This window comes from Thalassobaculum fulvum (assembly GCF_014652915.1).
GTDB lineage: Bacteria > Pseudomonadota > Alphaproteobacteria > Thalassobaculales > Thalassobaculaceae > Thalassobaculum_A > Thalassobaculum_A fulvum.
Window position 1 is genome coordinate 1 of the sequence record NZ_BMZS01000005.1, and the last position, 22,136, is coordinate 22,136.

The 22,136-nt window shown below is 70.5% G+C and carries 22 protein-coding genes; 12 read left to right on the forward strand and 10 right to left on the reverse strand.

The features are described from left to right. Positions 1–189: 189 nt before the first annotated feature. The gene (locus IE246_RS11705; RefSeq protein WP_189989673.1) at positions 190–654 is read right to left on the reverse strand and encodes a DUF3237 domain-containing protein; all 465 of its coding nucleotides are present in this window, start codon (positions 652–654) and stop codon (positions 190–192) included. A gap of 17 nt (positions 655–671) precedes the next feature. After that, positions 672–2,396, reverse strand: coding sequence for a dihydroxy-acid dehydratase (locus IE246_RS11710; RefSeq protein WP_189989675.1), 1,725 nt, complete (start codon positions 2,394–2,396; stop codon positions 672–674). 247 nt (positions 2,397–2,643) lie between these two features. Here IE246_RS11710 and IE246_RS11715 point away from each other — a divergent pair, with 247 nt between their 5' ends. Continuing rightward, the gene (locus IE246_RS11715; RefSeq protein ID WP_189989677.1) at positions 2,644–3,588 is read left to right on the forward strand and encodes a hypothetical protein; all 945 of its coding nucleotides are present in this window, start codon (positions 2,644–2,646) and stop codon (positions 3,586–3,588) included. Between the two features lie 16 nt (positions 3,589–3,604). Here the strand turns inward: IE246_RS11715 and IE246_RS11720 are convergent, their stop codons facing one another. Then, on the reverse strand, positions 3,605–4,261 hold the full coding sequence (locus IE246_RS11720) for a DUF4396 domain-containing protein (protein ID WP_189989679.1): 657 nt from the start codon (positions 4,259–4,261) through the stop codon (positions 3,605–3,607). A gap of 70 nt (positions 4,262–4,331) precedes the next feature. Next, entirely contained in the window at positions 4,332–4,691 is a 360-nt protein-coding gene (locus IE246_RS11725; RefSeq protein ID WP_189989681.1) for a hypothetical protein, read from the reverse strand. A 41-nt stretch (positions 4,692–4,732) separates the two neighbouring features. On the opposite strand from IE246_RS11725, the gene IE246_RS11730 reads away from it, so the two are divergent. Then, complete coding sequence (locus IE246_RS11730; protein WP_189989683.1) at positions 4,733–5,452, forward strand: lysophospholipid acyltransferase family protein; 720 nt, start codon at positions 4,733–4,735, stop codon at positions 5,450–5,452. A 3-nt stretch (positions 5,453–5,455) separates the two neighbouring features. Here IE246_RS11730 and IE246_RS11735 read toward each other — a convergent pair whose 3' ends face one another. The 4 genes from IE246_RS11735 to IE246_RS11750 form a co-directional block, all read right to left on the reverse strand. Continuing rightward, positions 5,456–5,923 carry a DUF2501 domain-containing protein gene (locus IE246_RS11735; protein ID WP_189989685.1) on the reverse strand — a complete coding sequence of 156 codons (468 nt, stop codon included), beginning with the start codon at positions 5,921–5,923 and terminating at the stop codon, positions 5,456–5,458. Between the two features lie 27 nt (positions 5,924–5,950). Then, positions 5,951–6,970, reverse strand: a complete 1,020-nt coding sequence (locus IE246_RS11740; RefSeq protein WP_189989687.1) for a hypothetical protein — start codon at positions 6,968–6,970, stop codon at positions 5,951–5,953. A gap of 35 nt (positions 6,971–7,005) precedes the next feature. Next, positions 7,006–8,013 (reverse strand): N-acetyltransferase DgcN, encoded by a 1,008-nt coding sequence (gene dgcN / locus IE246_RS11745; RefSeq protein ID WP_189989689.1) that lies wholly within the window; start codon positions 8,011–8,013, stop codon positions 7,006–7,008. Positions 8,014–8,329: 316 nt separating this feature from the next. Continuing rightward, positions 8,330–9,298 (reverse strand): tripartite tricarboxylate transporter substrate binding protein, encoded by a 969-nt coding sequence (locus IE246_RS11750; protein WP_189989691.1) that lies wholly within the window; start codon positions 9,296–9,298, stop codon positions 8,330–8,332. Positions 9,299–9,392: 94 nt separating this feature from the next. Here IE246_RS11750 and IE246_RS11755 point away from each other — a divergent pair, with 94 nt between their 5' ends. Continuing rightward, complete coding sequence (locus IE246_RS11755) at positions 9,393–10,223, forward strand: aspartate dehydrogenase (RefSeq protein ID WP_189989693.1); 831 nt, start codon at positions 9,393–9,395, stop codon at positions 10,221–10,223. A gap of 48 nt (positions 10,224–10,271) precedes the next feature. On the opposite strand, the gene IE246_RS11760 is transcribed toward IE246_RS11755, so the two are convergent. Next, positions 10,272–12,779: a DUF1217 domain-containing protein gene (locus IE246_RS11760; RefSeq protein ID WP_189989695.1), complete on the reverse strand. Its 2,508-nt coding sequence runs from the start codon at positions 12,777–12,779 to the stop codon at positions 10,272–10,274. Between the two features lie 237 nt (positions 12,780–13,016). Between IE246_RS11760 and IE246_RS11765 the strand changes: the two genes are divergently transcribed. Both IE246_RS11765 and IE246_RS11770 read left to right on the forward strand, forming a co-directional pair. Continuing rightward, positions 13,017–14,807: a gamma-glutamyltransferase family protein gene (locus tag IE246_RS11765; RefSeq protein WP_189989697.1), complete on the forward strand. Its 1,791-nt coding sequence runs from the start codon at positions 13,017–13,019 to the stop codon at positions 14,805–14,807. A 54-nt stretch (positions 14,808–14,861) separates the two neighbouring features. Continuing rightward, positions 14,862–15,134: a hypothetical protein gene (locus tag IE246_RS11770; protein ID WP_189989699.1), complete on the forward strand. Its 273-nt coding sequence runs from the start codon at positions 14,862–14,864 to the stop codon at positions 15,132–15,134. 10 nt (positions 15,135–15,144) lie between these two features. Here the strand turns inward: IE246_RS11770 and IE246_RS11775 are convergent, their stop codons facing one another. Further along, complete coding sequence (locus tag IE246_RS11775; protein ID WP_189989701.1) at positions 15,145–15,405, reverse strand: hypothetical protein; 261 nt, start codon at positions 15,403–15,405, stop codon at positions 15,145–15,147. 114 nt (positions 15,406–15,519) lie between these two features. Between IE246_RS11775 and IE246_RS11780 the strand changes: the two genes are divergently transcribed. From IE246_RS11780 to IE246_RS11810, 7 genes are all read left to right on the forward strand, one after another. After that, positions 15,520–16,014: a flagellar basal body-associated FliL family protein gene (locus tag IE246_RS11780; RefSeq protein ID WP_189989703.1), complete on the forward strand. Its 495-nt coding sequence runs from the start codon at positions 15,520–15,522 to the stop codon at positions 16,012–16,014. Positions 16,015–16,077: 63 nt separating this feature from the next. Next, the gene (gene dgcA / locus IE246_RS11785; protein WP_189989705.1) at positions 16,078–17,067 is read left to right on the forward strand and encodes an N-acetyl-D-Glu racemase DgcA; all 990 of its coding nucleotides are present in this window, start codon (positions 16,078–16,080) and stop codon (positions 17,065–17,067) included. Between the two features lie 2 nt (positions 17,068–17,069). Further along, positions 17,070–17,924, forward strand: a complete 855-nt coding sequence (locus tag IE246_RS11790; RefSeq protein ID WP_189989707.1) for a class I SAM-dependent methyltransferase — start codon at positions 17,070–17,072, stop codon at positions 17,922–17,924. A 267-nt stretch (positions 17,925–18,191) separates the two neighbouring features. Next, on the forward strand, positions 18,192–19,382 hold the full coding sequence (locus tag IE246_RS11795; RefSeq protein WP_229836986.1) for an acyl-CoA dehydrogenase family protein: 1,191 nt from the start codon (positions 18,192–18,194) through the stop codon (positions 19,380–19,382). Positions 19,383–19,607: 225 nt separating this feature from the next. Beyond that, the gene (locus IE246_RS11800) at positions 19,608–20,645 is read left to right on the forward strand and encodes a type III polyketide synthase (RefSeq protein WP_189989709.1); all 1,038 of its coding nucleotides are present in this window, start codon (positions 19,608–19,610) and stop codon (positions 20,643–20,645) included. Between the two features lie 3 nt (positions 20,646–20,648). Continuing rightward, positions 20,649–21,161 carry an isoprenylcysteine carboxyl methyltransferase family protein gene (locus tag IE246_RS11805; RefSeq protein ID WP_189989711.1) on the forward strand — a complete coding sequence of 171 codons (513 nt, stop codon included), beginning with the start codon at positions 20,649–20,651 and terminating at the stop codon, positions 21,159–21,161. 74 nt (positions 21,162–21,235) lie between these two features. Then, positions 21,236–22,135, forward strand: a complete 900-nt coding sequence (locus IE246_RS11810) for a division plane positioning ATPase MipZ (RefSeq protein WP_189989713.1) — start codon at positions 21,236–21,238, stop codon at positions 22,133–22,135. Position 22,136: the final 1 nt, after the last annotated feature.

The following is a 22,136-nucleotide window of genomic DNA, read 5'->3' on the forward strand; positions in this document are numbered from 1 at the left end:
CTCTGCCTCCAAATCCAGATCGCGAACAACTCCTCGCCATCTCGAAACGGTGGCCCGCGCATACAGGAATGACGACAGGGGAGGACCGCGCTCGCTTTCGGGCAATCCCTCTTTTTCGTCATTCCGGACGGATGCGCCCCTATTGGCGCAGCCGAGCCGGAACCCACAAGGCGACGAGCGCGCCAGACCCTAAAGGACCTGGAACACCCGGTAGATCGGGCCGCTCGGCTCGCGCCGCCCGGTGGCGACGAAGACCGCCTTGTTCATCCAGGCGTACTTGCCGTCGGCGGCGGTCTCGAAGAACGGGGCGGTGCGGAAATACAGCAGGCTCGGATCGACCGGCTCGCCGGCCGCCAGCTTGGCCATGACGTCGGCCGGGCCGTGTCGCAGGCCCTTGTAGGTCATGTAGATCAGCGCCCCGTCGTCGGTCTGCATGGTAAGCCGGACGTCGAGCTGGGTGACCCCGTCGGTCCGGTTCAGGATCCAGTCGCCGCCACCGTCGTGCACCGTGCCCCTCAGCTTCGGCCCCTCGAAGGTGCCGTCGGTGACCCGGGCGATCCGCCGGTCGCCGTACTGGGTGTTGCCGAGGGCGGTCAGCGGCATGGCGACGCTGAGGCGCATCTCCATCACGAACTCGGTCTGGATCTCGGACATCGGTATCGCTCCCCTCGTTATTCCACCGACCGCAGGAAGTCGAAGTCGACGCCGCCGTCGGCCTGCAGCACGTGGTCCATGTAGATCTTGCGGTAGCCGCGCTTGAAGGTCGGCTGCACGGCCTGCGGGGTGGCGGCGGCCCGGCGCTCCTCGAGCTCCGCCTCGTCGACCAGCAGGTCGAGCCTGCGGTCCTTGACCGACAGCCGGATGCGGTCGCCGGTACGGACCAGGCCGAGCGGGCCGCCGTCGGCAGCCTCCGGTGTGACGTGCAGCACGATGGTGCCGAACGCCGTCCCGCTCATCCGGGCGTCGGAGATCCGCACCATGTCCTTCAGGCCCTGGCGCGCCAGCTTCTTCGGGATCGGCAGGTAGCCGGCCTCGGGCATGGCGGCCGGGCTCTTCGGGCCGGCGTTCTGCAGCACCATGATGTCGTCGGGCATGATGTCGAGGTCGGGGTCGTCGACCCGCGCCGCCATGTCCTCGAGCGACGAGAACACCACCGCCCGGCCCTCCTTCTCGAACAGGGTCGGGTCGGCGGCCGAGCGCTTCAGGATGGCGCCGCGCGGGGCCAGGCTGCCGAAAAGCGCGACCAGCCCGCCCATCTCCTGGAACGGCTTGTCGAACGGCCGCACGATCTCGTGGTCGACCCAGCCGGTATGGGCCTCCAGCCGCTCGCCCAGGGTCTCGCCGGTAATGGTCATGGCGTCCAGGTGCAGCAGGTGCTTCAGCTCCTTCAGCACCCCGACCAGCCCGCCGGCGGCGAACAGGTCCTCCATGTAGTGGGCGCCGGTCGGCTTGAGGTCGACCAGCACCGGGGTCTCGTCGGACATGACGTTCAGCCGGTCCAGCGGCACCGGGATGCCGAGCCGGCCGGCGATCGCCGTCAGGTGCACGATGGCGTTGGTCGAGCCGCCGATGGCGAGCAGCACCCGCAGTGCGTTCTCGACGGACTTCGGCGTGATGATGTCGCGCGGCAGCAGCCGGCCCTTGCCCTTGGCGACGGCTAGCTGCATCGCCCGGGCACCGGAGGCCTCGGCGGCGCGCAGCCGGTCGGCGTGGACCGCCGGGATCGCCGCGGTGCCCGGCAGCATGATGCCGAGCGCCTCGCCGATGCAGGCCATGGTGCTGGCGGTGCCCATCACCGCGCAGGTGCCGGCCGTGGTGGCCAGGCTGCCCTCGATCCGGCGGATGCCGGGCTCGTCGACCTCGCCGGCCCGGAACTTCGCCCAGAACCGCCGGCAGTCGGTGCAGGCACCCAGCCGCTCGCCGTCGTAGGGCGAGGTGAGCATCGGGCCGACCGCGACGTACACCACCGGCACCTCGGCGTTGGCCGCGCCCATCAGCTGGGCCGGCAGGGTCTTGTCGCAGCCGCCGATCACCACGACCGCGTCCATCGGCTGGGCGCGGATCATCTCCTCCACGTCCATGCTCATCAGGTTGCGGTACATCAGCGAGGTCGGGTTCAGGAAGGTCTCGCCGAGCGAGATCGTCGGGAACTCGATCGGCAGGCCGCCGGCCGCCAGCACGCCGCGCTTGGTGGCCTCGACCAGCTCCGGCATCAGCCGGTGGCAGTTGTTGTAGCCGCTGCCCGAGCTGCAGATGCCGACGACGGGCTTCGACAGCATCTCGCGGCTGTAGCCCATGGACGACGCCATCGAGCGGCGCAGGTACAGGCTGAATTCGTTGTCGCCGTAGTTGGTGAGCCCGCGGCCGAGGCCGAGCGGTGCGTTGTCGTCGGTCATGAGCGTTCCTCCTGGCCGCGATCCTAGGCGGACGCGGGGCGCCGGGGGAAGCCCGGATGCCGGGTCATTGGTGCCGGGTCGTCATATCAATCGTGATTCGGCGCATCGCCCGAACGGGGGAGGCCGCGCCGCGCCCGCCGCCTAAAATCGATGGCTGGATGCGGCCTCGTGTATAATCGCGATGGTTGCGCCAAGTGGCCGCCTGGAGGCCCGGCGAACGTCGCCGGCGGGTGAAGCGGAGGGACACATGACCAACTTCACGGCGATCGTGGATGTCGCGATCGGCATGAGCCTGATCTATCTCGGCGTGAGCCTGTACGTCACGATCATGAACGAGTTCATCGCGCAGAAGCTGCAGTTGCGCGGCAAGCAGCTCGCCGAGGACCTGACCAAGCTGATCGACGACGAGAAGCTCAGGGCGGCCCTGCAGGCGAACCCGGCCCTGGCACCGTTTCTCACCCCGAACGGCAAGCCCGGTTCCTACGTCGATCCCGACATCGTCGCCCGGGTGCTGATCGGGGCGGCGCGCGGTGCCGAGGCGACGGCCGCGACGATGGACGACCTGGTCAAGGCCATCAACGGACTCGAAGGCGACACGAGCCTGAAGAAGCAGCTGCAGGCGATCGCGCAGAGCGCATCGAACGATGTGGAGAAGTTCATCGGCGCGGTCGGCCACTGGGTCGACCAGTCGCTCACCATGATGGGCGAGGTCTACAAGCAGCGGATCAAGCTGATCAGCTTCGGGATCGGGCTGTTCGCCGCCGTGGCGTTCAACATCCAGACGCTCGACGTCGCCAGCTTCCTGTACAGGAACAAGGAGGCCCGCGAGGCGATCGTGGCGGTCGCGGAGCAGTTCACCGACCAGACCTCGAAGGAGACCTTCGACAAGTGCCTGGGGCTCGGTGCCGCGGACCGGGCCGCCGACAAGACCTGCAAGCCGATTCTCGGGCTGGTCACCGCCGTCGAGGGCGGCAACGAGACCTTCGGGAAGCTGCCGATCTTCTGGATGGACTGGGACTCGGCCAGGAAGCAGATCTTTCCGTCCACCGGAGGAGGCACGGGCTGGCTGCTGAACTGGCTGGGCTGGCTGATCACGGCCCTGGCGGTGTCCCTGGGCGCGCCGTTCTGGTTCGACCTGTTGAACCGGCTGGTGAACCTGCGCCGCGGCGTGCAGCCGCGCAAGACCGCCTGAGCCGGGACGCGATCGGTCAGGCGGCCAGCTCGCGCGGGTCGTGCATGCCTTCCTTCACGCCCCAGCGGATCAGCAGGACGTTGACCGGATAGGCGGCCACCAGACCGGCGGTCAGCGAGACGATCAGGGCGGACCAGAACAGCGGGTCGGCCATGGTCGCGGAGCGAGCGAGCAGCAGGTCGACCCCGATCGCCACGACCTCCATCACCGTGATCGAGGCGGTCTCCGAGTAGAAGGCGTCGCGCACGGCAACCGCCGGCGTGACGCCCTCCTGCATCAGCGGGCCGGCGGTCAGCGCGAAGCCGGCGACGTAGGCCAGCACGAAGGTGGTCCCGGCGGCCCACCAGGTGCCGAGCGACAGCAGGCCGACGGTGACCAGCACGCCGGCGATCTCGCCGAGGCCGCAGCCCGAGTAGCAGTGTGCGACCGACCGGGCGCCGCGCCGCCACATGCTGTCGCGGGCGATCTGCTTGCGGCCGGCGGTCCAGTAGATCCACAGGCCCAGCGGACCGGAATAGGCGACCGTGAAAATCCACACGAACTGCATCAGGCCCGCGATTTCGGGGTTGCGGGTCCGCAGGTCGCGCAGCAACCACAGCACGCAGGTCGCCGTGACGGCCAGCCACAGGCCGACCAGCCACCATTGGTCCAGGAACGTCCTGATCTCGTTCATCGGTTTCTCATCTCCCGTTCCGGCAACGCGGAGGACCTGCCGCGGTTCCGGAACGGGAAAGGGGGCCGGCCTATGCCGAAGGTTCGCGGGGCGGGTGCAGCCGTTGCAGTTCCATGGCATGGAACAGCGCCGCCTGGTCGCCGTGCTCCGGGCCGAAGTACAGGCCGAGCTCGGCGGCCAGGCGGAAGAACCCGGGGGCCGGCAGGCCACCACGCTTGGCCGACACCGCCACGGCGGCGAGCAGCGGCCGGCCGGCGGCGTGATCGGCGCGCATCAGGTCCTCGAGTGCGTCGGTGATCCGGTGGATCGCCCGCGGCGGCCCGAGCCCGGCGGCGCTCGCCAGCTCCAGATAGGTCAGGGTGACGCCACGGCGCGCTGCATCCTCCAGGATCGGGCGCAGGCGGTCGGCGAGGGCGGCGGAGTCGGTCACGGCATCTGGCGCTTTGGGCGGCGGCTCGCTATAGCCGAGGGATGATCCTCGTCAGAAGTCTCCTGTTCAACATCCTGTTCTACGCCTTCACGCTGCTGGTGGGGGTGTTCGGCCTGCCGTCGTTCCTGTTCGGCCGCAGGGCGGTGCAGAAGGTCTCGCGGTTTTGGTCGGGCACGCTGGTGGCGATGGCCCGCGTCGTCGCCGGCATCGACGTCGAGCTGCGCGGCACCGAGTACCTGCCGAAGGGCGCGGCGATCGTCGCGGCCAAGCACCAGTCGGCCTGGGAGACCCTGTACTTCACCGAGCTGCTCGACCGGCCGGCGGCGGTCATGAAGCAGGAGCTGGTCAGGGTGCCGATCGTCGGCCCGTACATGCGGGCGATGGAGATGATCCCGGTCGACCGCAAGGCCGGCGCCAAGGCGCTGCGGCAGATGGTCGAGGACGCCCGCGCGGCGGCGGCGACCGGCCGGGCGATCCTGATCTTCCCGCAGGGCACCCGGGTGGCCCCGGGGACGAAGGCGCCTTACCACCCGGGGACCGCGGCGCTCTATGTCGGGCTCGGCCTGCCGGTGGTCCCGGTCGCGCTGAACTCCGGGATGTACTGGTCGCGCAACGCGTTCTGGAAGCGGCCCGGCCGGATCGTGGTGGAGTTCCTGCCGCCGATCCCGCCCGGCCTCGACCGCAAGGCGTTCATGGCCCGGCTCGAGGAGACCCTGGAGACCGCGACCGACCGGCTCGAGGCCGAGGCCCGCGGCGAGTAGCGCTCAGCCGCCGAGGAAGCTGGAGACTGCCCGGTCGGCGATGGCGCCGCAGACCTTGCGGCCGATCACGCCCTTGAGCTTGCTGAGGTCGAACGAGCCGCCGTCGCCGGCCTGCAGGATGCCGGACAGGCCGCTGAGATACCCGCTGTCCTGGGACGCCGCCGGCTGACCGCCGATCTTGCTGAGCAGCCGGTCCTTCACCGTGGTGGCGGTGTCCGGGGCATAGCCCTGCTGCTGGCAGTAGGCCAGCGCCCCGGCGGTGTTCTGCGGGCTGGCCAGCGAGGTCGAGCCCGAGGACAGGCCGCTCAGCAGCGAGCCGCCGGAGGACGACGAGGACGATGACTGCCCCGAGAGCATCCCGCCGCCGATCTTCGACAGGTCGTTGAGGCTCTGGGCCGCGACCGGGGCGGGTGCGGTCGCCAGCAGCGCGGCCGCGAGCACGGGAGCGGCAAGGGTACGGCGGATGGTCATCTCGGTCTCCAGTGGGTGCGGAAGCGGTCAGTAGCGGCAGGCGGCCGGCAGCGTCGGGCCGTCGTCCAGCAGGCTGCTCACCCGGAACGGCCTGGCCGCATCGCCGGGCTCGATGTCGACGACGGCGATGGCCGGCGGCGAGCTGAAATCGCCCCAGGCGTTCAGCCGCCAGAACAGCCGGCGGCCGTCGGCGGAGTCGATCGGCTCCAGGCAGGCCGGGTTGGTGTCGCCGTGCACCAGCAGCACCGGCCCGGCGAAACCCAGGGCCTCGCCGACCAGCGCCCGGCAGGTCGGCGCGAACGGCGAGCTCGCCAGGCAGCGGGCCAGCGGGTCCGCCGGGGCCGGCTTGCCGGGATCGACATATTTCGGGTTGAACGGGTCGACCTGCATGGCGATCACGACCGCCTTCGCACCGGATTGCCGGGCGGCCCGGAAGGTCTCGGCCAGCCACACCCGGTTGGCCTGGTCGCGGGCGTCGGCGAGCGCCCAGGCCAGTTGCTTGTCGTCCAGCTCGATCTGGGCGCGGCCGTTGGCGGTGCCGACCACGTGGAGCGTGGCGAACTGCACGCCGCCGGTCGCCCACATGGCGTTCTCCGGCTGGCCGTGCTGGGCGCGCCAGCGCCATTGCCGGTCGATCCCCGGCGGCGGTGTCTCGAAGTGGATGCGGCGCAAGGCGTCGAGCCGGCCGAGCTCCGACACCGGGTGCGACAGCTGCTTGCGGTCGCAGTCGGTCCAGTCGTTGTCGCCGGGGGTCGGGATCACCGGCCTGCGGAAGCCCTCGCGCCACATCCTGCGCTGGCGGACCTGCCAGTCGTCGGCGCAGGCGGTTTCCGGCCGGCCGAGGTCGCCGACGCTGATCACGAAGTCGACGCCGGCGTCGCCGGCGAGCCGCGCGGACGCCGGGCCGTCCAGGAACGCCTGGTCGGCGTCGGTGTAGGGCATGTCGCCGTACACCGCGAAGCGCGGGCCGTCGGCCAGGGCCGGTACGGCCATGGACAGCAGGGCGAGGGCCGGGACGATCGTGGCAAGTCTCGCTGACGCAATCATCCCGGTCCCTCCCTGTAGGGTTGTCGCGGCCGGTGTTACCCCGCCAGCAACCGGTCGACGATCGGCGCCACGCCGTCCTTCAGCGGGTCGACCACCGGCAGGCCGGTCTGCTCGGCGGTCTTCGCCTTGAACGCCGCCGCCTCGTCGGCCGAGACGTTCGAGGTGTTCAGGCTGACGCCGACGAACTTCACGTCCTCGTTCACCATCTTGGCCATGTGCAGGATTGTGTCCATGGCGGTCGGGATCTCCGGCACCGGATAGTCCGGCAGGCCGCGCATGTGCGGGCGGCCGATCTCGTGGCACATCACCAGGGCGTCGGCCTGGGCGCCGTGGATCAGGCCGAGGGTCACGCCGGAGTAGGAAACGTTGTACAGCGAGCCCTGGCCCTCGATCAGGTCCCAGTGGTCCTCGCTGTTGGCCGGCGCCAGGGTCTCGACGCAGCCGGAGATGAAGTCGGCGATCACCGCGTCGATCGAGGCGCCTTCGCCGGCGATGAAGATGCCGGTCTGGCCGGTCGCGCGGAAGTCGGCGTTCAGGCCGCGCGCCCGCATCTCTTTCTCGATGGCCAGCGTGGTGAACATCTTGCCGACCGACACGTCGGTGCCGACGGTCAGCAGCCGCTTGCCCGGGCGCGGCTTGCCGCTGGCGACCGGGTAGTCGCGGCTCGGGTGCCGGACGTCGAACAGCTTGCGGCCGTTGCGCTCCGCCGCGTCCTTCAGGGACGGAATGGCGGTGATCTTGGTGTGCAGCCCGGACGCGATGTCCATGCCGAGGCCCAGCGCCTTCACCAGCTCGACGATCCAGGACTCGGGAATGAAGCCGCCGCGGTTGGCGACGCCCAGGATGACGGTCTTCGCCCCCTGGGCGGCCGCCTCCTCGATGCTCACGTCGGGCAGGCCGAGATCCGCCTTGCAGCCCGGCAGCCGGAACTGGCCGATGCACCACTCCGGGCGCCAGACCTTCACCCCGTTGGCGGTCTTCGCCGCCAGCTGATCGGGTGCGTCGCCCAGGAACAGAAGATACGGATGCTGGATCGTCGCCACGGATACCCCCTCGCAACGGAAAGACGCCGGTCGCAGGGCGGCCGGCTGACTGGGACGGCGGCCCGGCGCCGGGGGACCCCGGTGGCGGCCGCGTTTCGGCGAGAAAATAGAACGGACCGCGGCCGAGCACCACCGCGAACGCTGGTCCCGGAAGCATGGCAGGCACCCGCGCGCCGAGGGGATGGCAGGCGGGGGCCGGATCCGGCCGGCAGCGGTCGGTCCTGGACGAGCTTCCGGTCGATCTGCGGCACCTCTGCGGCCAGCCGGTCGCCCCGGATGATCGGGACGTAGCACTCCGGCACCATGGCCTCGCCGCTCAGTCGGCCGCCTTGTACAGGCCGGCCGCCTTGGCGACCCGCCGCCATTCCGCGAAGCTGTCCTGCCAGTAGCCGGCATAGGCCTTGAGGGCGAGGAAGCCGTCGCTTGTGCCGTGCTGCTTCAGCAGTGCCTGGACGTCCGGCGCATCGAGCGCGGCCTCGAAGAGCTTGGCGTAGTGCTGGGCCAGTTCGGGCTTGGCGCCCTTCGGCAGCATCGCTCCGCGGTCGATCGCGAAGGCCAGGTCGACGCCCTGCTCGCGCAGCGTCGGCACCTCGGGAAGCTCGTTGGCGCGGGCCGGGGCGGTGATCGCGACGGCCTTCAGCAGGCCCTCCGGCACCAGGCGGCGGGCCAGCGCCAGGTTGATCTCGCCGACGTCCACCGTGCCGTTCAGCAGCGCCGACAGGCGTTGCCGGGTGCCCTCCATGAACACGTGCCGGAACGCGACCTTCGTCCGGTCCTCGATCAGCAGGAACAGGAAGTGGCTGGCGAGGCCCTCGGTGCTGGCGGCCGAGACGCCGTCGGCGCTGCCGGCCGCCCCCAGCATCTCGGGCAGGGTCGAGAACGGCGCCCCGGTGCGGGCGCCGACCACCATCGGCGTCCGGGTCAGGCGGGCGACCGGGGTCAGGTCGTCCCAGTTCACCGAGGACATCCCGGCCATGTAGCTGGTCATCAGGCTCTGGTGGACCGCCAGCAGGGTGCAGCCGTCCGGGCGTGCCCTGGCCGCGATCTCGGTTCCCCGCACGCCCTCCTCGCCGCTGATGTTGACGACCTCCAGACGGGGCTTCGCGCCGGCCCGGTTGGCGGCGTCGGCGAGGGCGCGGAAGATCAGGTCGGTGCCGCTGCCCGCGCCCCACGGCACGATCAGGCGGGCGGCCAGGCACGGCGGCTCGGCGCCGGCGGCCGGCCCGGCTGCGGTCGCGCAGAAGGCCAGCAGGGACGCCGCCAGCAGTGTCGTCGCGGATCGCATCGTCGGCGGGTATCCTCCTGCACGCCTGGACTCACCCGCGGGCTGGGGCTAGGAACGCATCGTGGATCATCAACGTGTTAACGGCGAGGGCAAAGTGTCGGCACAACCAGCGGCAGGAGCGTTGACGGTCGCGGTCGGTGGGCTGGGGGCGATCGGCCTGGCGGTCGCGAAGGCGCTGGACGAGGGGCGTCTCGAAGGGCTTCGCCTGACGGCCGTGTCGGCCCGGGACGTCGCCAAGGCACAGCGGGTGATGAGCGGCTTCGCCTCACCGGTGCCGGTGGTGCCGCTCGGCGAGCTGGCGGAGCACGCCGACGTGGTGGTGGAGTGCGTGCCGGCCGCTGCCTTCGCCGACGTCGCCGGTCCGGCGGTCGAGCGCGGCCGGATCTTCATGCCGATCAGCGTCGGGGCGATGCTGCGGCACATGGACCTGGTCGACCGGGCGCGCCGGACCGGGGCACGGATCATCGTGCCGACCGGGGCGCTGATCGGCCTGGACGCGGTTCGGGCGGCTGCCGAGGGCACCATCCGCGAGGTCCGGCTGGTCACCCGCAAGCCGCCGCTCGGCCTCGCCGGAGCACCCTATCTGGTCGAGAACGGCATCGCGGTCGAGGGGCTGACCGAGGCCAAGCGGGTGTTCGAGGGGACGGCGCGCGAGGGCGCGGCCGGCTTCCCGGCGAACGTGAACGTCGCGGCGGCGCTGTCGCTGGCCGGCATCGGACCGGACGCCACCCGCCTGGAGATCTGGGCGGACCCGGCGGTGACCCGGAACATGCACACCATCACCGTCGACGCCGACAGCGCGCGCTTCACGATGACCATCGAGAACGTGCCGAGCGAGGAGAATCCGAAGACCGGGAAGATCACCGCGCTCAGCGTGATCGCGGCACTTCGGCGGCTGACCGCCCCGCTGGTCGCCGGCACCTGATACGACGCGAACCGAGGCCGCGGCCCCGCCGACCGCCGGGAGGCCGACTCACGCCAGCAGGTTCAGCCCGAGCCCGCTGCCCTGCGGGAGGATCGAGCCGATCTGGCTGGCGATCGCCGCCTGGGCGTTGTAGGCGCCGCCCTGTACCGAGACGCCCTGGGCCTCCAGGTCCTTCTGGACGAGGTAGCGCTCGATGAACCTGAGGGCCTCATCGGTGTACTCGATCGGCTTGAGGAACTCGCTCGCCCCGCCGCCGTCGCCCTCCAGCAGGGTCCGCTCCTCGGTGATGACCGACTGCTGCACCTTCAGAGCATAGGTCTCGGCCTTCAGGTTGGCCTGGGCCCGCCCGGCGGTGAACAGCAGGTCGTTCAATGCTGAGGTGCGCTGAGCGATGGTGCCGCCGGTCAGCACCGTGGTCGAGAACGCCTCGAGGTTGGCCAGGAAGTCGCCCTTGAAGCCGTCCTGCGAGTCCACGAAGATCGTCGAACCGAGGGAATCGAGGTTGACGCGCAGGTCGTTGGCGGTCGGCGACAGCAGGTTGACCTTGTCGGACTGCGCACCTTCGAGCGTCGTATCGAGGTCGGACTGGATCTTGCGGATCTGGGCGTCCAGCGCACCGCGCGGGTCGAGCGTGCTGAACGCGAAGTCGAGGACCTTCTGGTCGCGGGTCAGGTTGTCGACCGTGTCCTGCAGCGCGACCTTGTAGACGTCGTCGATGTCGGTCTTGAGCTGGGCCGCGTTGCCGGCGGTGATGGTACCGGGCAGCGCCGCCAGGATGTCGTTGGCGAGGTCGCCGCCCTCGGCCCGGACGTCCGTGCCGGTCTGCACGGTGTAGGTCGTGGGACCGGCGGTCAGCAGATTGTCCAGGTTCACCGTCGTGGTGCCGTCGGTGATCGACCCGGCGTTCTGGATCAGGTCGGTCAGCTGGGCGACCCGGTCGGCGTATTCGGTGTTGATCGCCGTCAGATCGGCGCCCGGATCGGTGGCGTCGACCGCCAGCGCCCGGATGTCGTCGAGCACGCTCTCGATGGTCGCCGCCCGATCCAGGGCGTCGACCGTCGACTCGAAGCCGAGGGCCAGCTGGTCTGTGTTGAGCTCGGCCGCGAAGTCGACCGCGGCGAGGGCGTTGTTGATGCTGGCGACGTTGATCTGGGTCTGGAACTCGGCCGCCTTGAACGAGCTCTTGGCGGCGTCGAAGTTGGCGTCGACGGCGTCCAGGTCGGTCGCGAGCGAGGCGAAGCTGGCGTTGGCGACCCCGTCCCGGAAGGTCTGCAGGTCGCCCAGGAAGCCGGCCAGGTCGGTCGACTTTGTGACCACACGGGTCCCGTCGGTGTCGATCGTGGCCGACAGCTCGTCGGCGGTGGTGTCGGTGCCGGCCGGCAGCGCGCCGCCGGTGCCGTTGCGTAGCAGGTTCTGGGTCGTGCCGCCGTTCGGGTCGTAGTAGGTCGCCCCGCTGATGTATCCGCTGTCGCCCAGGATCTTGTCGGCGATCGCGATGAAGTCGTCCTGGATGCCGGTCAGCTCGTCCGCGGACCCGGCGTTGCGGGCCTTGTTGTACAGCGCCTCCAGCTCGGTCAGGGCCGCGCGCGTATCGAGCACGGCGCCGTTGGCCGCCGCCACCAGGCCGCGCTGCTTCAGGAGGTCGGGGATCGCCGCCTGCTGGACCGTGATCTCGGCAGCGTTGACGCCGGCCGGATCGGTGAACGAATCGTAGTCGGCATACTTGACCCGCAGGCCCTCGAGCTGGCTGACCAGGGTGTCGACGACGGTCTGGCTCTTCTGGATCGCAGCGTTCGCGGTGCTGATGCTGGTCAGGTCGCCGTTGAGGATGTCCAGGCGGTTGCGGGTGCTCGCCGTCGAACTCGACGTCTTGAAGGCGTCGAGCTTCAGCTTGGCGTCGATCAGCGCCGCCTGCTTCTGAACCGACTGGTTGGCGATCTGCGCCGGCAGCTTCAGGGCATCGGTGACGATCGTCCGCAGCGGCAGGTCGCCGAGGATCTCGTAGGTGCTGTCGACCGTGCCGATCCGGCGCAGGAAGAACAGAGCGTCCCGCAGCGCGGGGTTCTGGGCACCCAGCGACTTTTCGAACGCGTTGGTCAGGTACTTGTCGATGATCTGGGACTGCTTGTCCGAGATCCGCAGGTTCTTGAGCCCGAACTGGGGGGTGTCGAGGAACTTGGCGATCTCGCCGAACCGGCTGTCGGCCAGGCGGTTGGCGAACGAGTTGATCTCGTTCGGGTCGCTGTTGAAGACCGCCTTCAGCTTGCCCGGGTTGTTGAGCTCGCTCTCCAGGCCGAAGGCGGAGAGCAGGAAGGTCAGGGTCTTGCGGTCCTTCAGCAGGTCGTCGACCGTGTCGAGCTTGCCGACCGCCTTCTTGAACTCGTTGAGGTCGCGCTTGATGTCCTCGCGGTTGGCGAACGCCTGCCGCGCGGCGACCTGGTCTCTCTGATAGTTCTTGAATCCGACCAGCGCGGAGACCGTGGGCGCACCTGTCGAACCCGACAGGAGACTCGACCCGCCTCCCAGAATGCCCAGCGCCAGCTCTGCGTTCGACACGGCAAAGACTCCTGTTTCTGCCGCAGGCCCCGTGGTGCACGCGCACGCCGGAACCAGCCGTTTCTCGGCCACCTGACACCATACGCGATCCGGCCGATCCCGGCAAACGATTCCGGGGGGGGCGGCGGCCCCGCCCGGGCGGCGGCGTCCCGTCCCGGCAAACCTTGCCCAGCGATCCGGCCCGCACCTATAGTGGCCGCCTTCCTCCATGCGAGAACCGCGCCAGCGAGAGCACCGATGTTCACCACCCGCCCCGAGATCCGCGGAACCTTCGGCGTCGTCACGTCAACGCACTGGGTGGCGTCGGCCGTCGGCATGGCCGTGCTCGAGCGCGGCGGCAACGCCTTCGACGCGGCGGTCGCCTGCGGCTTCACCCTGCAGGTCGTCGAGCCGCACCTGAACGGTCCCGGCGGCGACCTGCCGGCGGTGTTCTACAGCAAGCGCGAGGACCGGGTCCGGGTGCTGTGCGCCCAGGGGCCGTCGCCGGCCGCGGCGACCATCGACGCCTACCGCGGCCTCGGCCTGGACCTGGTTCCCGGCAGCGGGTTCCTGGCGGCGGTCGTGCCGGGCGCGTTCGACGGCTGGCTGACCCTGCTGCGCGACTACGGCACCCGGTCGCTGCGCGAGGTTCTCGAACCGGCGATCGGCTACGCCCGCAACGGCTACCCGGTGGTCGATCGCATCACCGCGACCGTGGAGACCGTGCGCGAGCTGTTCGAGACCGAGTGGCCGACCTCGGCGGCGGTCTACCTCAAGGGCGGCAAGCCGCCGCAGCCGGGCTCCTTGTTCGCCAACCCGGCGATGGCCGAGACCTATGCGCGCATCCTGGCCGAGGCCGAGGCCGGCGGCGGCTCGCGCGAGGCGGTGATCGATCGGGCCCGGGCGATCTGGGCGACGGGCTGGGTGGCCCAGGCGGTCCACAGCTTCGTGCACGCCGAGCCGCTGATGGACGTCTCGGGCCGCCGGCACCGCGGCCTGCTGACCGCCGACGACATGGCCGGGTGGCAGGCCGGCTACGAGGATCCGGCGACCTACGACTACGGCCGCTACCGGGTCTGCAAGGCCGGGCCGTGGAGCCAGGGGCCGACCCTGCTGCAATCGCTGGCGATCCTCGACGGCATGGGGGTCGGCGACATGGATCCGACCGGCCCCGACTTCGTCCACGCGGTCGTCGAGGCGATGAAGCTGGCGTTCGCCGACCGCGAGGCGTTCTACGGCGATCCGGACTTCGTCGACGTGCCGATGCAGGTCCTGCTGTCGAAGCCGTACAACGACGGGCGGCGCGCGCTGATCGGCGACCGCGCCTCGCTCGATCTGCGGCCGGGAACGGTGCCGGGCTACGAGCGCTCGCTGGACGCCGCGCTCGGGGTCGACGCCTCGGTCGACCCGCGGGCACTGGAGAGCATGGGAGTCGGCGAGCCGACGGTGTCGAAGAGCGGAGTATCCTCCGGCGACACCGTGCACATGGACATCATCGACAACCAGGGGAACATGTTCAGCGCCACGCCGAGCGGCGGCTGGCTGCAGTCGTCGCCGATCATCCCGGAACTCGGGTTCTGCCTCGGCAACCGGGCCCAGATGTTCTGGCTGGACGAGCGGTCGCCGTCGGCCCTGGCCCCGAAGAAGCGGCCGCGCACCACGCTGTCGCCGGGCTTCGCGCTGCGCGACGGTGAGCCGTACCTGGCGTTCGGCACGCCGGGCGGCGACCAGCAGGATCAGTGGTCGCTGCTGCTGTTCCTGCACCATGCCGACCACGGCATGAACCTGCAGGAGGCGATCGACTGCCCGGCGTTCCACAGCGAGCACTTCCCGAGCTCGTTCTGGCCGCGCGGCCGCAAGCCGGGCCGGGTGGTCGTCGAGGGACGGTTCCCGCAGGCGACGGTCGACGGGCTGACCGCGCGCGGGCACGACGTCCAGGTCGGCGAGGACTGGTCGGAGGGTCGTCTGACCGCGGCGGCGAAGGACGGCGACATGCTGAAGGCGGCCGCCAATCCGCGAGGCATGCAGGGATACGCTGTCGGGCGGTGATCGGAGCAACCGAGGGGGCGTCGCCGGGGCCGACCGCCGGGCGGCGCGGATGGGATGCCAGGTCTCTCGGAACAGGAGGCGCTCGAGCTGTTCGCGCGCTGCGTTGCCGAGGTCGTCGGCGAGCGCACCGAGGCGTACCGCGACATGCTGAGGGCGGTGCAGAGCGGGCAGGTGGTGGACCTGCTGCTGGCGCAGTCGTCGTTCGATTCGCTGAAGCCGGAGGCCCGCCGGCGCATCTCGGAACTGGTGCAGGACCTGGTCGCCCAGCACATGGCCGGCGACATCGACGCGACGGATCCGGATGCGGTATCGCGGGAACCGGACTGAACGCGGCGATTCAAGATTTCGGCGGAAAGTATCCGATGGTGGCCAGGCCGTTGCTCAGGTACTCGCGGAGGTACAGCGCCATGTCCGGCGACAGCTCCACCAGCGCGATGCGGCCGTCCTCCCGGCGGATCTTGAGCAGCAGCCCGTCCTCGGTCAGCTCGAGCGCGAACGAGGCAGCCTTCGGCGCCGCCGCCGGCTGGCGGTCGGCGTCGGTCACGGCCGGCTGGGCCTTGACCATTTCCTTCCAGCTGTCGTCGGCCGGCTCTGCCATCGACAAGTCCGCTTTCATCCGCAGGGCGTGGTCGCACGGGGTTCGGTCGGCTAAACCTAGGGCCAGTTGTGCGCGATCTCAATCGATCGGCCGAGTTGTGCGGACCCGCCCGTCATGAAGAAGCTCATCCTGTTCGTGCTGCTGCCGCTGCTGCTGTTGATCGGCGCCGGTCTGGGTGCGCTGGTGGCGGGCCTGGTGCCGGGGGTCGCGATCCCCGGCTTCGGCGGCGGCCAGCAGGCCGCGCACGAGGAGGAGAAGCAGCAGGACCCCGGCGCACCGCCGACCAGCAAGCCGAGCCCGCCCGGATCGAGCATCTACGTGCTGCCGGAGTTCGTGGTGAACCTGCAGACCAACCGGAGCTATCCGGTGTTCCTGCTGTTGAGCCTGGCGGTCGAGATGCGCGACGAGGGCGTGCGCCCGACGATGGCGGCACAGGAGCCGCGGATCCGCGACGCCATGATCATCTACCTGAGCAGCCTGACGCCGAGCGACCTGAACGGCTATGACGGCATCCAGCGGGTCCGCGACAACGCCTGGAAGATCCTGCACAAGTTCGTGCCGGCCGACGAGGTGATCAACGTGCAGATCGCCAAGCTGACCGTGAAGTGACGGCCGGGAACCGCCCGAGCCGCAACGCCTGACCGCCGCAATGCCCCACCGATGAGGACCCCGATGCCCCGAACCCTGTCCGTCGCCATGGAGAGTTGGCCGATCCGCGGCGTGTTCCGGATCTCCCGAGGAGCGCGAACCGAGGCGCAGGTCGTGGTCGCCACGATCCGCGACGGCGATGCCGTCGGGCGTGGCGAATGCGTGCCTTACCCGCGCTACGGCGAGAGCGTCGAGAGCGTGATCGGGGAGATCCGCGGCGTGGCCGACGCGATCGCCGGCGGCCTCGACCGCGAGGGCCTGCTGTCGGCGCTGCCGGCGGGCGCTGCCCGCAACGCCGTCGACTGCGCGCTCTGGGACCTGGAGGCCAAGCGGTCGGGCATCCCGGTGTGGCGGGCCGCCGGACTGGCGTCGGCACCGGGCACGGTGACGACGGTGTTCACCCTGTCGGTCGACACGCCGGAGGCGATGGGCGAGGCCGCCGCCCGCAACGCCGACCGGCCGCTGCTGAAGCTGAAGATGACCGGCGACGGCCTGGATCTCGACCGGGTCGCGCGGATCCACGCCAACGCTCCGGGGGCCCGCCTGGTGGTCGATGCCAACGAGGCCTGGGACGTCGCGACCTACCGGGACCTGGCGCCGAGGCTGCGCGAGCTGGCGGTCGAGATGATCGAGCAGCCGCTGCCGGCCAAGGACGATTCCGGGCTGCTCGGGCTGGAGCGCCCGGTGCCGGTGTGCGCCGACGAGAGCTGCCACGACACCGCGACCCTCGACGCGCTCGCCGGCAAGTACGACAAGATCAACATCAAGCTCGACAAGACCGGCGGCCTGACCGAGGCGCTGCGCCTGCGCGCCGAAGCCGAGCGTCGCGGATTCGGCATCATGGTCGGCTGCATGATCGGCACCTCGCTCGGCATGGCGCCGGGCATGCTGGTGGCGCAGGGCGTCGACCTGGTCGACCTCGACGCGCCGCTGCTGCTGGCGAAGGACCGCGAGCCCGGCATGCGCTATGACGGCAGCATCGTGTACCCGGCCGACACCGCACTCTGGGGCTGACCATGGTTATCGAGATCAACGACCTCGTCGCCGAGCACTACGCGCGCGGCTCGCTGGCCGATGCGCTGATCGCGCGTCTCGCCGAGCACGGCATCGATCGCGGCGGCGTCACGCTGGACCACCTGGCGGCCCTCGACCAGATGCACGTGCGCGGCCACGAAGCCACGATCGAACTGCTCGACGCGCTGGAGATCCGCAAGCGCATGAAGGTGCTGGACCTCGGTGCCGGCATCGGCGGCCCGTCGCGGGTGCTGGCTTCGCGCTACGACGCCCGGGTGACCGCGCTCGACCTGACGCCGGCGCTGTGCGAGGCCAACCGCGAGCTGAACAAGCTGGTCGGCCTGTCGCGGCGCATCACGGTGGTCGAGGGCGACGCGCTGGCGCTGCCGTTCGAGGACGCGACCTTCGACCGCGTGGTCTCGATCCACGCCTCGATGAACATCGAGCGCAAGCGGTCGATGTATCGCGAGATCCACCGGGTCCTGAAGCCCGGCGGCCGGTTCGGGTTCTACGACGTCGTCGCCGGAGTGGCCGGCGAGCCGGACTATCCGTTGCCGTGGGCCGGCGACCGCCTGGTCAGCTTCCTGATGTCGCCGTCGGTGATGGTGACGACCGCCGAGGAGGTCGGGCTGCGCACCCGGACGTTCCGCGACCTGACCAACGACTCGCGGGCCCACATGCTTCGCCAGCAGGAGGCGACGGCCGCCCGCAAGGCGGCCGGCGAGCGGCCGCCGCTGCAGGCCGGCGACATCATCATGGGGCCGGCGGCGGCCGACAAGCACCGCAATCTGCGGCGGGCCGTGAAGGAAGGTCGAGTCGGGATCGCCATGGCGGTGTTCGAGAAGCCGCGCCGGTAAGGGGCGTCCCGGGGCTTTCGTCCCGAAAGAAAAACGGAGCCGAGGGGGGCAATCCTCGGCTCCGAGTCTGGTCCACGATGGGACGGAGGATGTCGGGCGTGTGGGGGCACGCCACGGATTAACGGAAGATAATAATTTACCAATTATGATGCACGCAAAAAGTGTCTTCGTGCGAAATTCCTTTTCAGCGCTCGACCTGCCCGCCGGCCGGGTCTATGTGACTCCGACCGCCACTGCCCGATCCCGGATTGCGAGGAGAGCGTTCCCATGGCGCAGCCGACCGAGGTGCCGGCCATGACCACCCCCGACGACGTGATCGAGGACATCCGCGCCGCGGTCCGCGACCTGTGCGCCCGCTTTCCCGGCGCCTACTGGCGCGAGAAGGACCGCGAGCGGGCCTATCCGACGGAGTTCGTGAAGGCGCTGACCGAGGCCGGCTATCTCGCCGTGCTGATTCCCGAGGAGTACGGCGGCAGCGGGCTCGGCATCCGGGCCGCCGCGGCGATCCTCGAGGAGATCCACAAGAGCGGCTGCAACGGCGCCGCCTGCCACGCCCAGATGTACATCATGGGCACCCTGCTGCGGCACGGCTCCGAGGAGCAGAAGCGCAAGTGGCTGCCCGGCATCGCCTCGGGCGAGCTGCGCCTGCAGGCGTTCGGCGTGACCGAACCGACCAGCGGCACCGACACCCTGTCGCTGCGCACCACGGCCCGCAAGGACGGCAACGACCGTTACGTGGTCAACGGCCAGAAGATCTGGACCTCGCGCGCCGAGCATTCCGACCTGATGCTGCTGCTGGCCCGCACCACCCCGAAGGACCAGGTGGCGAAGCGCACCGACGGGCTGTCGGTGTTCGTGGTCGACATGCGCGAGGCGGTCGGCAACGGCCTGACCATCCGGCCGATCCGCACCATGGTGAACCACTGCACCACCGAGGTGTTCTTCGACGACATGGTGGTGCCGGCCGAGAACCTGATCGGCGAGGAGGGCAAGGGCTTCCGCTACATCATCGACGGCATGAACGCCGAGCGCCTGCTGATCTCGCACGAGAGCCTGGGCGACGCCCGCTGGTTCATCCGGACCGCGACCGAGTACGCCAAGAGCCGCGAGGTGTTCGGCCGGCCGATCGGCCAGAACCAGGCGATCCAGTTCCCGATCGCCCGGGCCTATGCCGAGACCGAGGCGGCGGCGCTGATGGCCGAGAAGGGCGTTCGGCTGTTCGAGGCCGGCCAGCCCTGCGGGCCGGAGGCCAACATGGCCAAGATGCTGGCGTCCGAGGCGGCCTGGCACGCCGCCGAGATCTGCATGCAGGCGCATGGCGGCTTCGCGTTCGCCGAGGAGTACGACGTCGAGCGCAAGTTCCGCGAGGCCCGGCTGTACCAGATCGCGCCGATCTCGACGAACCTGGTGCTGTCCTACGTCGCCGAGCACGTGCTGGGTCTGCCGCGGTCGTTCTGACCGTTCGGGACCTGCTATCGCTCCGTGGGTTCCGGCTCGATGCGGCCCGCACATGCGGTCCGCCTCGTCCGGAATGACGACAAGAATGGGGCTCCTCTCAAAGTCGTCATTCCGGCCGAAGCGACCCCGTCGCGCAGAGCCGGAACCCACGGGGCGACGGGCGTCGCCAGCCGTCGTCACGCGAACGCGAGTTGAATACCGGGGACGTCGGCCCATCCTTGCGGCATGCAACCCGTACGGATTCTGGCCCTGGAGACGGCGGTCCCGCCGCACCGCGCGTCGCGTGACGAGGTGCGGGCATTGGCCCGCGAGGTGTTCGCCGACAGCCTCGCCGGCAACCGCGCGCTCGACCGGATCTTCGACACCAGCACCGTCGACCAGCGCTGGCTGGCCAGGCCGGTCGACTGGTACCGGCGGCCGCACGGCTGGGCCGACCGGGCCGGCGCCTTCGAGCAGGCGGCACCGGCGCTGCTGGAACAGGCTGCCGGACGTGCCCTGGCCGCCGCCGGCCTGTCGGCGGGCGACGTGGACCACGTCCTGTGCGTCTCCACCACCGGGTTCGCGGCGCCCAGCCTGGACGCCCGCCTGATCGCGCCGCTCGGCCTGCGGCCCGATGTCCGGCGCACCCCGGTGTTCGGCTGGGGCTGCGCCGGTGGAGCGATCGGGCTGGCGCGGGGGGCCGAACTGGCCCGGGCCGCGCCGGGTCGCGTGGTGCTGTGCCTGGTGGTCGAGCTGTGCAGCCTGGCGTTCCGGCTCGACCCGGATCCGGTCAATGTGGTGGGCAGCGCGCTGTTCGGCGACGCCGCCGCCGCCGTCGTGCTGCAGGCCGGCCCGGATGCGCCGCGCATCGGGGCCACGGCCGAGCACACCTGGCCGGACTCGCTCGACGTCATGGGCTGGCGGATCGACGACGCCGGTTTCGGCCTGGAACTGCGGCGCGACCTGCCGGTGTTCCTGGCGGCCCGGCTGCGGCCGGTGGTCGAGCGGTTCCTGGCGCGGCACGGCCGGTCGATCGAGGATCTCGACGGCGTGGTCGGCCATCCGGGCGGCCCCAAGGTGCTGGACGCGGTCGGCGAGTCGCTGGGCCTTGCCGACAGCGCGCTCGACGACAGCCGGGCGGTGCTGAGCCGGTTCGGCAACGCCTCGGCCGCCGGGGTGCTGATGGTGCTGCGGCGCGCCCTCGACCGCGGCGCCCGCGGCTGCCACCTGCTGCTGGCGCTCGGCCCCGGTTTCACCGCCGCCCTGGACCTGCTGGAGCTCTGAGCCATGGACCTTCCGGACCCGGCCCGCATCGTGATCCTGCTGGTCGCCGCCCAGCGGCTGGCCGAACTGGCGGTCGCCCGCCGCAACACCGCCCGTCTGATGGCCGAGGGCGCGGTCGAGCACGGCCGCGAGCACTACCCGGTGATCGTCGCGCTGCATGCCGCCTGGCTGACCGCCCTGGCGCTCCAGGCCCCCGGGCCGGTCGGCGCCTGGTGGCTGGCGCTGTTCCTGATGCTGCAGGCCGGCCGCGTCTGGGTTCTGGCCAGCCTGGGACGGCACTGGACCACCCGGATCGTCACGGTGCCGACGGCGCCGCTGGTGCGGCGCGGACCGTACCGCTGGATCCGGCATCCGAACTACTTGGTGGTCGCCCTGGAGATCCCGGTGCTGGCCCTGGCGCTCGGATTGCCGTGGATGGCGCTCGGATTCGGGGCCGCCAACGCGGCGGTCCTGGCATGGCGGATCCGGATCGAGGACCGGGCTCTGGCCGGCCGGCGCGGGATCGCTGGCGGGTGACGGCCGGCACGACCGGCCCTTGAACCGCCCCGGGGCTCCGGGTATCGAGGGGCCGGGATGGATTTTCGGGAACGATGCCGGTGGCGGACCTAGCCCAGGACGTGAACACCCAGGCGGCGAAGACGGGAGCGCCCGCCGCGGCGCCCGCGCCGGCGCACGTGATCGTGGTCGGCTGCGAGAAGGGCGGCTCCGGCAAATCGACGACGTCGATGCACCTGACCGTCGCGCTGCTGCGCCTCGGCTACAAGGTCGGGACCATCGACCTGGACGCCCGGCAGTGGACCCTGACCCGGTACCTGTCGAACCGGGCCGCCACCATGCAGCGCGATCGCATGCCGCTGCCGATGCCGCGGCACTTCTTCCTGGCGCCGTCGGACAAGGTCAACCGGAACGAGGCGCAGGAGGAGGACCGGGCGCGGTTCGAGGCGATCCTTGGGCGGCTGACCGCCGAGGTCGACTACGTGGTGATCGACTGCGCCGGCACCGACAGCTTCCTGGCCCGGGTCGCCCATTCCTACGCCGATACCCTGGTGACCCCGGTCAACGACAGCTTCGTCGACCTGGACGTGGTCGCCCATGTCGACGGCCGGACCGGCGAGGTGCAGCGGCCGAGCGTCTACGCCGAGATGGTCTGGGAGCAGCGCAAGGCGCGGGCCAAGCGCGACGGCGGCTCGATCGACTGGATCGTGATGCGCAACCGGCTGTCCAACCTCGACGCCAACAACAAGCGCGAGATGGGCGAGGTGCTGGAGAAGCTGGCCAGGCGGATCGGGTTCCGGCTGGCGCCCGGCTTCAGCGAGCGGGTGATCTTCCGGGAGCTGTTCCTGCAGGGCCTGACCATGCTCGACGTGTTCGACCAGTCGCACCGCGACGGCGGCGCCAAGCCGCGGATGTCGCACGTCGCCGCCCGTCAGGAGGTGCGCGCCCTGATCAATTCGCTGCAGCTGCCGGAACGGGCGCCGCGCCGGTCCTGAC

Bases quoted from the DNA above. Each gene is read 5' to 3' on its own strand.
- IE246_RS11705 (WP_189989673.1), bottom strand. From the start codon at position 654: ATGTCCGAGATCCAGACCGAGTTCGTGATGGAGATGCGCCTCAGCGTC.
- IE246_RS11710 (WP_189989675.1), bottom strand. From the start codon at position 2,396: ATGACCGACGACAACGCACCGCTCGGCCTCGGCCGCGGGCTCACCAAC.
- IE246_RS11715 (WP_189989677.1), top strand. From the start codon at position 2,644: ATGACCAACTTCACGGCGATCGTGGATGTCGCGATCGGCATGAGCCTG.
- IE246_RS11720 (WP_189989679.1), bottom strand. From the start codon at position 4,261: ATGAACGAGATCAGGACGTTCCTGGACCAATGGTGGCTGGTCGGCCTG.
- IE246_RS11730 (WP_189989683.1), top strand. From the start codon at position 4,733: ATGATCCTCGTCAGAAGTCTCCTGTTCAACATCCTGTTCTACGCCTTC.
- IE246_RS11735 (WP_189989685.1), bottom strand. From the start codon at position 5,923: ATGACCATCCGCCGTACCCTTGCCGCTCCCGTGCTCGCGGCCGCGCTG.
- IE246_RS11740 (WP_189989687.1), bottom strand. From the start codon at position 6,970: ATGATTGCGTCAGCGAGACTTGCCACGATCGTCCCGGCCCTCGCCCTG.
- IE246_RS11750 (WP_189989691.1), bottom strand. From the start codon at position 9,298: ATGCGATCCGCGACGACACTGCTGGCGGCGTCCCTGCTGGCCTTCTGC.
- IE246_RS11765 (WP_189989697.1), top strand. From the start codon at position 13,017: ATGTTCACCACCCGCCCCGAGATCCGCGGAACCTTCGGCGTCGTCACG.
- IE246_RS11770 (WP_189989699.1), top strand. From the start codon at position 14,862: ATGCCAGGTCTCTCGGAACAGGAGGCGCTCGAGCTGTTCGCGCGCTGC.
- IE246_RS11775 (WP_189989701.1), bottom strand. From the start codon at position 15,405: ATGGCAGAGCCGGCCGACGACAGCTGGAAGGAAATGGTCAAGGCCCAG.
- IE246_RS11780 (WP_189989703.1), top strand. From the start codon at position 15,520: ATGAAGAAGCTCATCCTGTTCGTGCTGCTGCCGCTGCTGCTGTTGATC.
- dgcA (WP_189989705.1), top strand. From the start codon at position 16,078: ATGCCCCGAACCCTGTCCGTCGCCATGGAGAGTTGGCCGATCCGCGGC.
- IE246_RS11790 (WP_189989707.1), top strand. From the start codon at position 17,070: ATGGTTATCGAGATCAACGACCTCGTCGCCGAGCACTACGCGCGCGGC.
- IE246_RS11795 (WP_229836986.1), top strand. From the start codon at position 18,192: ATGGCGCAGCCGACCGAGGTGCCGGCCATGACCACCCCCGACGACGTG.
- IE246_RS11800 (WP_189989709.1), top strand. From the start codon at position 19,608: ATGCAACCCGTACGGATTCTGGCCCTGGAGACGGCGGTCCCGCCGCAC.
- IE246_RS11805 (WP_189989711.1), top strand. From the start codon at position 20,649: ATGGACCTTCCGGACCCGGCCCGCATCGTGATCCTGCTGGTCGCCGCC.
- IE246_RS11810 (WP_189989713.1), top strand. From the start codon at position 21,236: ATGCCGGTGGCGGACCTAGCCCAGGACGTGAACACCCAGGCGGCGAAG.